We start from the raw sequence: 13,476 nt of genomic DNA on the forward strand, positions 1-13,476 counted from the left end.
ACGAATGACCCGATGGCTCGCGTCCACGCTGGTGACGTTCGGCTGCGCTGGCGCGATCCTCGCCGGCGCCGTGCCCGCCCTGGCCCACGACGACACCAGCGGCGCGATCGTCCTCGACGTCACGGACCAACGAGTCCTCGGCACCGCGCAGGTCTCCTTCGCCGAGCTCGGTTACCAGGACACCTCCGGTGACGGGCTGGTGGGTGCCGACGAGCTGCGAGCCCAGGAAGCCAACGTGACGACGAGCCTGGTGAAGGTTCTGCGTGAGCATGCGGCACTCGAGGTCGACGGCCAGAAGGTCGACATCATCGGGGCCGGACCGGCCCCGATCGGTGAGGGCCAAGTCCCCGCCACGAAGTACGTGGAGATCATCTTCGCGACCGGCCCCCACGACGGCGACGTCTCCCGCGTGGACCTTTCCTGGTCCTTCACCTCGCCGACCGACCAGGTGGTGCTGTCCGGACCGAACGGACCCGTGACCGGCCGACTGGGAGACGACAGCACCATGTCGATCTCCCTCGACGCCGCCTCGACCGTCCGATCGTTCTTCCTCACCGGCCTCGACCACGTGCGATCCGGCCTCGACCACATGCTGTTCCTGGTGGTCCTCACCTTCGCCGTGGTGGGCTCCACGGTCTCCCGCACCACCACGTGGCGCGTCGTCAAGCTCGTCACCGCCTTCACCATCGGCCACGCGACGAGCCTCTGCTTGGCCTACTTCGACATCGTCTCGATCCCCCCGCAGTGGGTGGAACCAGCGATCTCGCTGTCCATCGTCGCTGCCGCCGTGCTCGCCCTGCGGGGCAGGGGCGAGACGATCCGCCCCTGGATCGCCGCGACAGTCGGCCTCGTGCACGGCCTGGGATTCGCCTCCAGCCTCGGCGGGCTCGGCCTGGCCACCACCCACGAGGTGGGCGCTCTGGCCGCCTTCAACATCGGCATCGACGTCGCGCAGACCGCGGTCGTCCTCCTGGTCATCCTCGGCATCTGGATCTCCGGTCGAATGCTCGCTGAACGCCACCAGTGGGTCCGCATGGCCGTCTGCAGTGGCGCCGGTCTGGTCGGGCTCGGCTGGACGGCCTCACTTCTGGCCGCCTGACCCATCCATCCCCCTCCGACAGGCGAACGCCCGTGACCACCCCGACCGCTTCCCTCTCCGTCCTGCTGACCTCGTCGGAATCGACCGACACGTCCTCGACGATGGTCTGGCTCTTCTGGATCGCCACGGCCGTCGCCATCTCACCCCTGGTCGCTCGCGCGACCCGCGGACTGGTGCCCGACGTCGTCTCGCTATTGGTCCTCGGCGCTCTGATCGGCCCCGGCGTGCTCGGTCTGGCCTCAACCGGGTCGGGCATCGACCTCCTCAGTGAGCTCGGCCTCGGACTGCTGTTCCTGATCGCGGGCACCGAGATCCAGCCGGCGACCCTTCGCGCCGCACAGGGACGTCAGGCCGCCGCCACCTGGATCTTGTGCATGCTCCTCGGATTCTCGGTGGCGTGGGTGTTCATCCCGGTGGCGGACTTCTCGGTGGCACTCGTCCTGGCCCTGGCGATCAGCTCCACGGCACTGGGGGCCCTGACCCCGATCCTGCGCGACATCGGCCTGGAGTCCACACCGCTCGGCAGAGCCGTCGTCACCCACGGAGTCATGGGCGAGCTCGGACCCATCCTGGTGATCGCCGTACTGCTGGGCTCGCGCGCGAGCCTGACCACCGTGGCGGTGCTTCTCGGGTTCGCCCTGCTCGCGGTCCTCGTGGCGATCGCGCCTCGCGCCCTCCTGCTCCGCATTCCCGGGGTCAGCCGCGCGATCGTCCAGGGCATGCACGGCACCGGCCAGACCGGCATGCGCTTCATCTTCTGGCTCCTTCTTTCCCTGATGGCCGCCGCTGCCGTACTGGATCTCGATCTCGTGATCGGCGCCTTTGCCGCGGGTTTCGTCCTTCGCGCGATCGCACCGGACGATGCCCACTTCCTCGACGAGAAGCTCACGGTCGTGGCGTGGAGCTTCCTGGTGCCGGTCTTCTTCCTCACCACCGGCATGGATGTCGACGTCGCCGCGGTGGCCACCTCCCCGGGACTGCTGACGGTCTTCGTCCTGATGATTCTCGGGGTTCGCGGAGGCGTCGTACTGCTCAGGGAGCAGTTCACCCCCACGGCCTCCGAGCTCACCACCGCCACCGAGCGCGTGCAGCTCGGCTTGTACGCCGCCGCCGGATTGCCCATCATCGTGGCCGTCACCGAGGTCGCCGTCGAGGGCGATCTCATGCCCGGCCACGTCGCCTCCGTGCTGGTCGCGGCCGGCATCATCTCCGTGACCCTGTTCCCGGCGTTGGCGCAGGGCCTGCCGCATGTAGCCTCAGCCAGGTCACGACAGCACCTCAGACGAATGCGTCGAAGCCGGCGGCCATGATCGCCCCGGCGAGTCCGGAGACTCTGGTGTGTCCCGGCTTCCACGGAGTCGACGTTTGTGGATTCTGGCGTCTGACATCAGGAGGTACAGAGGGGACGACTGGGCTGTTCGGCCGAGTTCAGACGCAGGGTCCTTGACCTGCTCGCTGCCGGGCGGAGCGTCGCGAGTCTCGCGCACGACCTCGACATCAGTGATCAGACGATCTACGACTGGCGCCGTCAGGATCGTCTTGATCGAGGCGAAACGTGTGGCATGGGCACGAGCGAGAGAGGCGAGCTCGTGATGGCGAACAAGCGGATCCGTGAGCTCGAGACCGAGCTGGCTGTTGCCCGCCGGGCGGTCGATTTGCTGAAGGAGGAGACCAGCCCAAAAGGCGGTTCGCGGCGGTCGAAGTGATCGCCGCGGAGGATCACCCCGCGCAGGTTGCCTGCCGGGTGCCGGGTGTCTCCGAGGCTGGGTCCTACGAGCACGCCCGAGCGTGTGGGTCTCCGATTTCACCCATGTCCGCAGTTGGGGGCTGGGTCTATGTCGCGTTCATCGTCGACGTCTTCGCCCAACGGATCGTGGCCTGGCACGCGCAGACGTCCAAGGAGACCGACCTGGTGATGGTCCCGCTGCGGATGGCGTTGTGGCAACGAGGTCGCGAGGGGCATCCGACCGTCGCTGGCGGGCTGATCCATCACTTGGATGCCGGCTCGCAGGGACTTGACCCAGACCACCGCCACCGCCGATCCGAAGCCCCCGTTTCTGACCAAAATGTTGGTCGAAACGGGGGCTTTGGTGTCTCGGGGTGGGCGTGCGGTGAGCCCGGGGTGTGTCGATGTCTGCCGCTCGCTACGCCGCGCCTGGCCTCGCCGCGTTATGGCCATCATCGGCGATGCGGTTGGGTGTGTGGCTGCCGACCCCGGGTCAGGCCTGGCTCAACGCCGACGCCGCTGGGGTCGACGTCTGGAGGCTCGGTCGTCGCGCATCTGATCCCGTGGAAATGCCGCGATGGCGATCGGCCAGTTCAGAGATCTGCAGGAGTCGTCGATGTGGGAGAGTGCCGTCATGGCGAAGACGAGCGTCCTCGACGACTACGAAGAAACCGGACGGCGCTTCACCGCAGACGGCGTGGGCAGTTTCGTGCTCGACCAGGGGTCTGGCGACCCGGTGGTCTGCATGCACGGTGTGCCTGCGTCGGCTTACCTTTATCGCAAGGTTGTGCCCAAGCTGGCGGCGCATGGGCTGCGTGGAATTGCGTTCGATCTGCCTGGCCTGGGCCTCGCCGAGCGCCCCGTCGGATTCGACTACACGTGGTCGGGACTGGGGCGGTGGAGTGTTGCCGCCATCGACGCGTTGGGTCTGGAGCGGTTCCATCTCGTGGTGCACGACATTGGCGGACCGGTGGGGTTCGAGGTGGCGGCGGCCATGCCCGAGCGGGTGGCGTCACTGACCGTGTTGAACACCGTGGTCGACGCCGAGGACTTCCGCCGGCCGTGGTCGATGGAGCCCTTCGCCCACCGGTACGTGGGGCGCGCCTACCTCTCCATGCTGAACAAGCCGATCTTTCGAACACTCATGCGCATGCAGGGTGTGGCAGACATGAAGGCGGTGCCAGCCCGGGAGCTGGACGCCTACGTCGACCTGCTGAAGCGTGGTGACAACGGCGCCGCATTCCTGCAGATCATGCGCGGCTTCGAACGCACAGCGCAGAAGCAGAAGCTGTATCGGGGAGTGGTCGCCGGCGATCGTTACCCCGTGCAGGTGGTGTGGGGCGAGAGGGATCCCGCCTTGACGCTGGATGAGCACGGTCAGATCGTTCTACGTGCGGCAGGGCTCTCCTCGTCGGTGAACCTCCCGGGCAAGCACTTCCTGCAAGAGGACCAAGCCGGGCCTCTCGCGGCGCAGATCGCCGCATTCGCCAACGGGAGCTCCATCACGTCCTAGGTGTACTCAGCAGACACGTTGGTGACGGTTGGGTCTTGTGAAAGGTAAGGACCTCCGGGCTTAACGGAGATGTCTAAGTCGCCCACTGGCCCAGGAGGTCTGAATCGCCCCGGGTCTGGTGGAGGCATTGGTGTGTCCCGAGTTCAACGTGGTCGGAATTTCGTGGATTCTCGTGCCACTGTGATGATGCGGTTGCGTTCGAATTCTACCGGGCTGAGCATGCCGAGCTGACTGTGCCGACGCTTGCGGTTGTGCCAGATCTCAAGGTATTCGAACATCGCGTTGGCCAGCTCGATGCGCGTGTTCCACTTCTGTCGGTCGAGGAGTTCGACCTGCATCCGTGACCAGAAGTCAGTTGTCACCTACGGCTGCATCACGCCCGTGTCCTGTTTTAGCTGGGGTCCAGCTGTGACCCGGAGACGATATCGTGAATCAAGTCGCGGCCTGTGGCATCCGACCCGTCCGGAAGCACGCGTCCCTGGCGCACCTCGGAAGGTCGTCGATGAGAGCGGGCGCGTCCTTAGTCGCCTCGCTTCGGCTCACGGCGCAACGCGACGCGCGGTCATCTTGCTGAGACACGTGCGACTGCCAGTGGGATCTCGATCGGCAAGGTGGGTTCCGCACGCGGATCCTAGGCCGTGGGATGTACCAATTCTGTAACAAGAGGGCGACTAGATATGCCGAACGCCCCCAAGTGACCGAAGGTCGCTTGGGGGCGTTCGTCCTGATTTGGCGGGGTTTCCGCAGTCGAGGCCTAACTACCGAAACTGACGGAAACCTGCTGGATCAGATGTCGTAGTACAGCTCGAACTCGTGCGGGTGCGGTCGCAGCTGCACGGGGAGGATCTCCTCGCTGCGCTTGTAGTCGATCCACGTCTCGATCAGGTCGGGGGTGAAGACACCGCCGGCCGTCAGGAACTCGTGGTCGGCCTCGAGGTTGTCGAGCACCGCGTTGAGCGAGGTCGGGACCATGTCGATGGCCTCGTACTCCTCGGCGGGGAGCTCGTAGATGTTCTTGTCGATCGGGGCGGCGGGCTCGATCTTGTTCTTGATGCCGTCGAGACCCGCGAGCAGCAGCGCCGAGAACGCCAGGTACGGGTTCGCCGACGGGTCGGGGCAACGGAACTCGATGCGCTTGGCCTTCGGGTTCGAGCCGGTGATCGGGATGCGCACACAGGCCGAGCGGTTGCGGGCCGAGTACACGAGCGCGATCGGGGCCTCGAAGCCCGGGACCAGACGGTGGTACGAGTTCACCGACGGGTTCGTGAACGCCAGCAGGCTCGGGGCGTGCTTCAGGATGCCGCCGATGTAGTGACGCGCGAGGTCGGAGAGTCCGCCGTAGCCGGCCTCGTCGTAGAACAGCGGCTCGCCGTTGTTCCAGATCGACTGGTGCACGTGCATGCCCGAGCCGTTGTCGCCGAACAGCGGCTTCGGCATGAAGGTGACCGTCTTGTCGTTCGCCCACGCGGTGTTGCGCACGAGGTACTTGAACTTCATGACGTCGTCGGCCGCCTTGAGCAGCGTGTCGAACTTGTAGTTGATCTCCGCCTGGCCGGCCGTGCCGACCTCGTGGTGACCACGCTCGAGCACCAGGCCCGCGTTCGACAGGTTGGTCATCATGTCGTTGCGCAGGTCCTGCGTCTGGTCGGTCGGCGAGACGGGGAAGTAACCACCCTTGAACCGGACCTTGTAGCCGCGGTTGTCGTCGATGCCGTCGCTGGTGGACCAGGCGGCCTCCGCGGACTGGATCTCGTAGAACGACTTGTTGGCGCTCGTGCCGTAGGCGACGCGGTCGAAGATGTAGAACTCGGCCTCGGGGGCGAAGAACGCGGTGTCGCCGATGCCGGTGGTGGCCAGGTAGGCCTCCGCCTTGCGGGCGACGTTGCGCGGGTCGCGCGAGTAGGCCTCGCCCGTGATCGGGTCGTGGACGAAGAACTCCATCGCGAGCGTCTTGCGACGCTTGAACGGGTCGAGGTACGCCGTGCCGAAGTCGGGGAACAGGACCATGTCGGACTGGTCGATGCTCTGGAACCCGCGGATCGACGAACCGTCGAAGGCGACGCCGTTCTCGGCCGCGTCGGCGTCGAACGTCCACGCGGGCAGGGTGACCTGCTGCTGGATGCCGGGAAGATCGGTGAAACGGACGTCGAGGTACTCGACGCCCTCGTCCTTGACGAACTTGAAGAACTCGTCGGCATTGCCGAACATTGGGCCTCCTTGGCCGCTGGGCGGCACAGGTAGTCGGGTTTCCACGTGGCAGACGCCAGCGCCTGCCCCCACGAAACTAGGCGGGGGCAGTTTCCCGACCGTCAACGGTTTGTTTCAGCCAAGTTACATGTGTCGGGCAGGTATCGCGCAGGCCGCATCGCCTGCCTCGCTAGGCTCGCCATGTGAACGACACCGAACCGTCGCTCGGCCGGCGCCTCGCGGCGCTGTTCATCGACTGGGTCATCGCCGCCATGGCAGCGGCCCTGTTCTTCGGCGTGAGGTACCCGCCGGAGAACATCCCGCAGAACCTGGTCATCACGGCGATCTTCGTCGGTCAGGTCGCGATCCTGACGGGGCTGCTCGGGGTCTCGATCGGCAAGCGGATCATGAAGCTGCGCGTCGAGAACCCGGCCGGGCGCCCGATCGGCGTCCCGCGCGCGCTGCTGCGGTCGCTGCTGCTGACGCTGATCATCCCCGCCCTCGTCATGACCGACGACAAGCGCGGGCTGCACGACCTCGCGGCAGGGTCGCGCGTCGTGCGGTTCTGAGGCGTGCGGTTCTCGGCGGTCAGTCGGTCGGGACGGGGGAGGCCTCCACGGGGTTGCGCTCGACGCTGACCGAGCGGTCCTGCGCATCGAAGCAGAACCGGGCCGTGCCCTCGTACTGCTCGTCCTCGGGGGCGCTGAGGACGAGCGTTCGTGCGTACCGGCACCGGTCGACGTCGAGGGCCGGGAAACCCCCCTCGGCCACGAAGTCGCGCTCGAGGTCCTCGGACACGATGGCGCCCTCGGCCTCGACGTCCTCGATGGTCAGGCCGTCCTTCGCGATGAGCTCCCCGTAGGTGTCGGGGGTTATCTCGCCCGACGTGAGCTCGCGCGGCGTGGGCTCGGCGGCGCCGCACGCGACGAGCACGACGGTGGTGGCGGCGAGCACGAGGGCCCGGCGGAACACGGTCAGCCGCGCATCATCTTGCGCGCCGACTTCATCGACGTGGGCACGGGACCGCGCGGCATGGGGGCAGCGGGACGCATGGCGTCGAGGGCCTTGAGCTTGTTGACGATCGCGGTCTGCTCGGCCGGCTTGACGGCCTTCTTCATCTTCTGGATGTGCCGGTTGAGCTTCGGGAGCGGCACCTGGCCCTCCTCGCGACCCACGATGACCTCGACGATCGGCACGGACTCGCCCACGATGCGGGCGTGCTTGCGCTTCTCGGAGGCGATGAGCGACTTGACCCGGTTGGGGTTACCCTCGCCGACCAGAATGACGCCGGGCTTGCCGACGACCCGGTGGACGATGTCCTGGTTCTTCGTGAAGGCCACGACCGGCTTGACGATCCAGCCACGGCGCAGCATCTGCAGCGCGCTCGCGGCGGCACCGGCCTGACCCTCGACCTGGGCGTAGGCGGCCCGCTCGGCGCGGCGTCCGAAGACGATCAGTGCGGCGAGGACACCCGTGAGGATGCCGAACACGACGGCCAGGATGATGCCGAGCACGCCACGGTCGAACAGCAGCAGCATCGCGACGGCGAAGACGCCACCGACGAGCAGGAACCACAGCAGCAGGATCAACCCGATGTTGGGGTCGGAGTTCTTCGTGATGCGGAAGGCCTGACGCATCTGGGCGATGCGGCCGGTGGCCGGGGCGGGAGTTCCTGCAGACATGCCGTCAGTCTAGGTGGTCGGTGGGACGTCGGGGCAGCGCACCTCGGGGAGGGTTTCGAGGCTCGGGCGCCAGAGCGCACTCGCACCTCAACCAGCGGGGGCCGGTCAGCGCGCGAGAGCGCACTCGCACCTCAACCAGCGGGGCGGGAGCACTCCACCAGCGGGGTCGATCAGGCGCGCGCGCTCTCGCGGGCCTCGATGGCCTGCTGGTAGAGCCGGCCGGCGCGGTACGACGACCGCACGAGCGGGCCGGACATGACGCCGGCGAAGCCGATCTCGGTGGCCTCGGTGGCGAGCTCGACGAACTCCTCGGGCTTGACCCACCGCTCGACGGGATGGTGGCGCTTGGAGGGGCGCAGGTACTGCGTGATCGTGATCAGGTCGCAGCCGGCCTCGTGCAGGTCGCGCAGCGCCTCCGAGACCTCCTCGCGCGTCTCGCCCATGCCCAGGATCAGGTTGCTCTTGGTGACCAGGCCGAAGTCACGGGCCTGGGTGATGACGTCGAGCGAGCGCTCGTAGCGGAACGCCGGGCGGATGCGCTTGAAGATGCGCGGCACGGTCTCGAGGTTGTGCGCCAGGACCTCGGGGCGGGACTCGAAGACCTCGGTCAGCAGCTCGGGGACGCCGTTGAAGTCGGGGATCAGGTTCTCGACGCCGGTGTCGGGGTTGAGGGCGTGGATCTGGCGGACGGTCTCGGCGTAGAGCCAGGCGCCGCCGTCGGGGAGGTCGTCGCGGGCGACACCGGTGATGGTGGAGTACCGCAGCTGCATCTTCTGCACCGACTCGGCCACACGACGCGGCTCGTCACGATCGAGCGCGGAGGGCTTGCCGGTGTCGATCTGGCAGAAGTCGCACCGACGCGTGCACTGCTCGCCGCCGATGAGGAACGTGGCCTCACGGTCTTCCCAGCACTCGTAGATGTTGGGACAACCGGCTTCCTGACAGACCGTGTGCAGGCCCTCGCCCTTCACCAGGCCCATGAGCTCGGTGTACTCAGGACCCATCTTCGCGCGGGTCTTGATCCACTCGGGCTTCTTCTCGATCGGGGTCTCCGCGTTGCGGACCTCGAGTCGCAGCATCTTGCGTCCGTCAGGTGCGATGGTCACGCCTTCCACTGTACGCCTGCACACCAGCGCCGAGCCGAGGGCCGGAACCCGTACTCTCGGGGCGTGACCTGGCTGACCCGCGACTGGCAGCGCCCCGTGCCGACGCCTCGTCTGCTGCGCAACGACCTGGTCCTCGGAGTCGTGCTGGCCCTGCTGTCGGTCTTGTCGCTGGTGGTGTTCCGCAGCGCCGGAGGTGTCGCCGAGCCGGAGCACGGCAACGAGTCGTACCTCTGGTTCGTCGCGGCGGGGGGCCTGCTCGGCCTGCGACGCCGGTTCCCGCTCGCCGTGCTGCTGCTGGAGTCGGTGATCTTCGTGGTGATCGGCGAACGGTTCGCCGATCTCGCGCTCGTCTTCACGATCCAGATGGTCCTGTTCACCGCTCTCTACGCGGCGTGGGCGTGGTCGCGCACGGCGAGGGCGCTCTACGCCACGACATTGGTCGTCCTGGTCGGCATGTTCGGCTGGCTCTTCTGGAGCTTCACGCAGCCGGGGATGCTGCCCGGCGAGGGCGACGGTGGCCTCCTCCTGCCGCGTGACACCGCCGTCATCATCTACTCCGTGGCGATCAACGTCGTCTACTTCTTCGGCGCGATCGCCTGGGGGCAGGCGGCCTGGATGAGCGCGCGTCGCCGGGCCCTGCTGGAGGCCCAGTTCGAGCGCGAGCGAGGCCACCAGGTCGCCGAGCGACGGCAGGCGGTGCAGGCCGAGCGGGTGCGCATCGCCCGTGACCTGCACGACGTCGTGGCGCACCACGTCAGCAGCATCGGCATCCAGGCCACCGGCGCCCGCCGCATCCTCGGCCGTGACCCGGACCGTGCCGCAGGCGCCCTCGCCACGATCGAGGCGTCGTCACGCCAGGCCGTCGCCCAGATGCACCAGCTCGTCGGCCTGCTGCGCGAGGGCGACGAGGACTCCACCCGCGAGCCCCAGCCCGGTCTCTGCGACGTCCTGACGCTCGCCGATCCGCACGGCGTGCCGCGGGTCGAGGTCGAGGTCGTGGGGCAGCGCACCGACGTCGACGGCAGCGTGTCGCTCAACCTGTTCCGCATCGCGCAGGAGGCGGTCACCAACGCCCGCCGGCATGCCCAGGCCAAGCGGGTGCTGGTGACCCTGCGCTACCTCGACGACACCGTCGAGGTCGAGGTCGTCGACGACGGCCACGGCACACGCGACGACGGGCCCGCCCCCGCGGACGAGGGTGGGTTCGGCCTGGCCGGCATCCGCGAGCGCGTGGCCATGCTCGGCGCGCACCACGAGATCGGCAACCGCCCGCACGGCGGCTTCCGCGTGCGCGTCCGGGCGCCGCGACAGACCCGCTGAGCGACACCACCCGAGGGAGACACCATGACGACGGTCCTGCTGGTCGACGACCAGGACCTCATCCGTACGGGGTTCACGATGATCCTCGACGCCGAGGACGACATCGACGTCGTCGGCGAGGCCAGCGACGGCGCGGAGGCCCTCCGGCAGGTCGCCGCCCTGCAGCCCGACGTCGTGCTGATGGACGTGCAGATGCCCGGCGTCGACGGCATCGAGGCCACCCGGTCGATCGTGGCGGCCCACGCCGACACCCGGGTCGTCATCCTCACGACCTTCGACGACGACCAGTACCTCTTCGACGCGCTCAATGCCGGCGCGAGCGGGTTCCTGCTCAAGAACTGCCCGGCCGACGACCTGGTCAACGCGATCCGCCTGGCGGCCGGCGGCCACTCGCTGCTGGCGCCCGAGGTCACCGAGCGGGTCATCGCCCGGTCCGCACGCAGCGCCCGCGCGGCCGACCCGCGGCTCGACGACCTCACCCAACGGGAGCGGGACGTGCTGGTCGCGATGGCCAAGGGCATGAGCAACGCCGAGATCGCCCAGGCGCTCTTCGTCAGCACCGCCACGGTCAAGTCCCACGTCTCGCACGTGCTCGCCAAGCTCGATGCTCGCGACCGCGTGCAGGCCGTCATCACCGCCTACGAGTCCGGCCTGATGAACTGAAGGACGCCGTCCCTCCGTCGGAGGGATGAAGTCCTTCGACGCACGGGTGAGGCTCGGAAGCGGTCCTGCGGCCGATGTGGCACGCCGCAGTTCCTCTTAGGTTTGAGACATGATCGACGTCCGCAACCTCAGCCGTCAGTTCGGCGACCACCTCGCCGTCGACGACGTGAGCTTCAGTGTCCGACCCGGGCGCATGACCGGTTTCGTCGGTGCCAACGGCGCCGGCAAGACCACCACCATGCGCATGATCATGGGCGTCCTCGCGCCCAGCGCGGGCGAGGTGCGGTGGAACGGGGAACCGATCACCGCCGACACCCGTCGCACGTTCGGCTACATGCCGGAGGAGCGCGGGCTGTACCCGCGCATGAAGATCCGCGAGCAGCTCGTCTACTTCGCCCGGCTGCACGGCTTCAGTCGCGCCGACGCCAGCTCGCGCGCCGAGGACCTGCTCGAGCACTTCGGCATCATCGACCGCGCCGACGACCTGCTCGACGACCTCTCGCTCGGCAACCAGCAGCGCATCCAGATCGCCGCGGCGCTCATCCACCAGCCGTCCGCGCTCGTGCTCGACGAGCCGTTCAGCGGCCTCGACCCGCTCGCCGTCGACGCCATGGTCGACCTGCTGCGGCGTGAGGCCAAGGACCTGCCGCTGCTGTTCTCGAGCCACCAGCTCGACCTCGTCGAGCGACTCTGCGACGACCTGGTCATCCTGTCCGGCGGTCGGCTCGTGGCCTACGGCCCGGTCGACGAACTGCGCGGGCAGGGCGCCGAGCGGTACCGGGTCGTGATGGACGGCAGCGACGCCGCCTGGCTCCGCGACCTTCGCGGGATCGAGGTGCGCGACGTCGACGGAGCGACGGCCCTCGTCGACCTCGACGGCATCACGCCCACCGATCTCACCCGTGCAGCGCTCGACCGCGGCCCCGTCGTCGAGATCAGCCGAGCACGCCAGCCCCTGTCCGAGATCTTCCGGGAGGTCATCCGATGAGCACGTCAACCCCCGCACGCGGCGCCTGGCGCCTCGTCGCCGAGCGCGAGATCACCACCCGTGTCCGTGAGAAGTCCTTCCTCATCGGCGTCGTGGTCACCGTCCTGCTCGTCGCCGGCGCCGTCGTGGCCGCGTCACTGCTCTCCGGCAAGGCCAGCACCGAGGAGATCGGCGTCGTCGGTCCCGAGGCGTCCGCCATCGTGGAGGCCGCTGACGGCGGGCCGATCGCCGAGAACGACAACACGTCGTTCAAGGCCACCGAGCTCGACTCCGTCGACGAGGCCGAGAAGGCCATCGAGGCCGAGACGATCGACGTCGCCCTGGTGCCGGCCGATGACGGCGGGTTCCGGATCATCAGCCTGACCGCGGTCGACGGCACGATCGAGCAGGCGATCACCGCCGCCGTGTCGCAGACCGTGCTGCAGAGCAACGCCTCGGCCCAGGACGTCGACCTCGACGCCCTGAGTGCCGGCACGACCACCACCACGAGCGTCCTCGAGCCCGTGCCGGAGAACGACGGCGCGCGCACGGCGGTCGCCACGGTCATGGTCGTGCTGTTCCTGCTGACCGTCATGATCTTCGGCCTGCAGATCGCCCAGAGCGTGACGCAGGAGAAGGAGAGCCGCGTCGTCGAGATCCTGGCCGCGGCCGTCCCGATCCGGGCACTGCTCTGGGGCAAGATCGCCGGCAACACCGTGCTCGCGCTGACCCAGGTGCTCCTGGTCGTGGCCGCCGGTGTCGGTGCCGGCTTCGCGATGGGTGAGACCGCGTTCATCAGCGACGTGGGCTGGTCCCTCGTCTGGTTCCTGGTGCTGTTCCTGCTGGGCTTCATCGCCATGGCGACCCTGTGGGCCGTGGCCGGTTCGCTCGCGGCCCGCGTGCAGGACATCAACTCCACGACGTTGCCGATCCAGGGGCTGCTGTTCCTGCCCTACTTCGCGGTGTTCGCGGGCAACGACGGTCTCACCGAGGTGTTCTCGATGCTGCCGATCTCGGCCACGATGGTCATGCCCATGCGGCTCGCGACCGAGACGGTCCCCGCCTGGCAGCTGGGCATCGCGGTCGGCGGCACGATCGTCGCCGCGGTCCTGCTGGTCAAGCTCGGCGTGCGGATCTACGAGCGCTCGCTGCTGCGCACCGGCAACAAGCTGGGCTATCGCGAGGCACTGAGCCTCGCGGCCGACTGACCCGG

Annotated in this window: 14 protein-coding genes and 1 pseudogene; 10 read left to right on the forward strand and 5 right to left on the reverse strand. The window is 68.1% G+C overall.

What is annotated here, in order from left to right:
• Positions 1 to 4: 4 nt before the first annotated feature.
• The 5 genes and pseudogenes from V6S66_RS05765 (at position 5) to V6S66_RS05785 (ending at position 4,338) form a co-directional block, all read left to right on the forward strand.
• Positions 5 to 1,099, forward strand: coding sequence for a HupE/UreJ family protein (locus V6S66_RS05765; RefSeq protein WP_334205795.1), 1,095 nt, complete (start codon positions 5 to 7; stop codon positions 1,097 to 1,099).
• A 32-nt stretch (positions 1,100 to 1,131) separates the two neighbouring features.
• A complete protein-coding gene (locus V6S66_RS05770; protein ID WP_334205796.1) occupies positions 1,132 to 2,409 on the forward strand; it encodes a cation:proton antiporter in 1,278 nt (425 codons plus the stop codon).
• Positions 2,410 to 2,508: 99 nt separating this feature from the next.
• Positions 2,509 to 2,805 carry a transposase gene (locus V6S66_RS05775; protein ID WP_334207227.1) on the forward strand — a complete coding sequence of 99 codons (297 nt, stop codon included), beginning with the start codon at positions 2,509 to 2,511 and terminating at the stop codon, positions 2,803 to 2,805.
• 85 nt (positions 2,806 to 2,890) lie between these two features.
• A pseudogene (locus V6S66_RS05780) lies at positions 2,891 to 3,113 on the forward strand (DDE-type integrase/transposase/recombinase); the annotation flags it as partial.
• Positions 3,114 to 3,402: 289 nt separating this feature from the next.
• Positions 3,403 to 4,338, forward strand: a complete 936-nt coding sequence (locus V6S66_RS05785; RefSeq protein WP_334205797.1) for an alpha/beta fold hydrolase — start codon at positions 3,403 to 3,405, stop codon at positions 4,336 to 4,338.
• Positions 4,339 to 4,481: 143 nt separating this feature from the next.
• Here V6S66_RS05785 and V6S66_RS05790 read toward each other — a convergent pair whose 3' ends face one another.
• Together V6S66_RS05790 and glnA are read right to left on the reverse strand one after the other, a co-directional pair.
• The gene (locus V6S66_RS05790) at positions 4,482 to 4,700 is read right to left on the reverse strand and encodes an IS3 family transposase (protein ID WP_442885893.1); all 219 of its coding nucleotides are present in this window, start codon (positions 4,698 to 4,700) and stop codon (positions 4,482 to 4,484) included.
• A 424-nt stretch (positions 4,701 to 5,124) separates the two neighbouring features.
• Positions 5,125 to 6,546 (reverse strand): type I glutamate--ammonia ligase, encoded by a 1,422-nt coding sequence (glnA, locus tag V6S66_RS05795; RefSeq protein ID WP_334205798.1) that lies wholly within the window; start codon positions 6,544 to 6,546, stop codon positions 5,125 to 5,127.
• A gap of 182 nt (positions 6,547 to 6,728) precedes the next feature.
• On the opposite strand from glnA, the gene V6S66_RS05800 reads away from it, so the two are divergent.
• Positions 6,729 to 7,094 carry an RDD family protein gene (locus V6S66_RS05800; RefSeq protein ID WP_334205799.1) on the forward strand — a complete coding sequence of 122 codons (366 nt, stop codon included), beginning with the start codon at positions 6,729 to 6,731 and terminating at the stop codon, positions 7,092 to 7,094.
• A gap of 19 nt (positions 7,095 to 7,113) precedes the next feature.
• Here V6S66_RS05800 and V6S66_RS05805 read toward each other — a convergent pair whose 3' ends face one another.
• The 3 genes from V6S66_RS05805 to lipA all read right to left on the reverse strand — a co-directional run bounded on the left by V6S66_RS05805 (position 7,114) and on the right by lipA (position 9,286).
• Complete coding sequence (locus V6S66_RS05805) at positions 7,114 to 7,497, reverse strand: hypothetical protein (RefSeq protein ID WP_334205800.1); 384 nt, start codon at positions 7,495 to 7,497, stop codon at positions 7,114 to 7,116.
• Positions 7,498 to 7,499: 2 nt separating this feature from the next.
• Positions 7,500 to 8,207 carry a DUF4191 domain-containing protein gene (locus V6S66_RS05810; protein ID WP_334205801.1) on the reverse strand — a complete coding sequence of 236 codons (708 nt, stop codon included), beginning with the start codon at positions 8,205 to 8,207 and terminating at the stop codon, positions 7,500 to 7,502.
• 170 nt (positions 8,208 to 8,377) lie between these two features.
• On the reverse strand, positions 8,378 to 9,286 hold the full coding sequence (lipA, locus tag V6S66_RS05815; protein WP_334207228.1) for a lipoyl synthase: 909 nt from the start codon (positions 9,284 to 9,286) through the stop codon (positions 8,378 to 8,380).
• Between the two features lie 90 nt (positions 9,287 to 9,376).
• Here lipA and V6S66_RS05820 point away from each other — a divergent pair, with 90 nt between their 5' ends.
• The 4 genes from V6S66_RS05820 (at position 9,377) to V6S66_RS05835 (ending at position 13,471) form a co-directional block, all read left to right on the forward strand.
• Positions 9,377 to 10,633: a sensor histidine kinase gene (locus V6S66_RS05820; protein ID WP_334205802.1), complete on the forward strand. Its 1,257-nt coding sequence runs from the start codon at positions 9,377 to 9,379 to the stop codon at positions 10,631 to 10,633.
• A gap of 24 nt (positions 10,634 to 10,657) precedes the next feature.
• A complete protein-coding gene (locus tag V6S66_RS05825; protein ID WP_334205803.1) occupies positions 10,658 to 11,296 on the forward strand; it encodes a response regulator transcription factor in 639 nt (212 codons plus the stop codon).
• 109 nt (positions 11,297 to 11,405) lie between these two features.
• Positions 11,406 to 12,284: an ABC transporter ATP-binding protein gene (locus V6S66_RS05830; RefSeq protein WP_334205804.1), complete on the forward strand. Its 879-nt coding sequence runs from the start codon at positions 11,406 to 11,408 to the stop codon at positions 12,282 to 12,284.
• Positions 12,281 to 13,471, forward strand: a complete 1,191-nt coding sequence (locus V6S66_RS05835) for an ABC transporter permease (protein WP_334205805.1) — start codon at positions 12,281 to 12,283, stop codon at positions 13,469 to 13,471. Before V6S66_RS05830 ends, V6S66_RS05835 begins: the two co-directional genes overlap by 4 nt.
• The last annotated feature ends 5 nt before the right edge of the window (positions 13,472 to 13,476 follow it).

Source organism: Aeromicrobium sp. Sec7.5 (assembly GCF_036867135.1).
In the GTDB taxonomy this organism is placed as follows: Bacteria; Actinomycetota; Actinomycetes; order Propionibacteriales; family Nocardioidaceae; genus Aeromicrobium.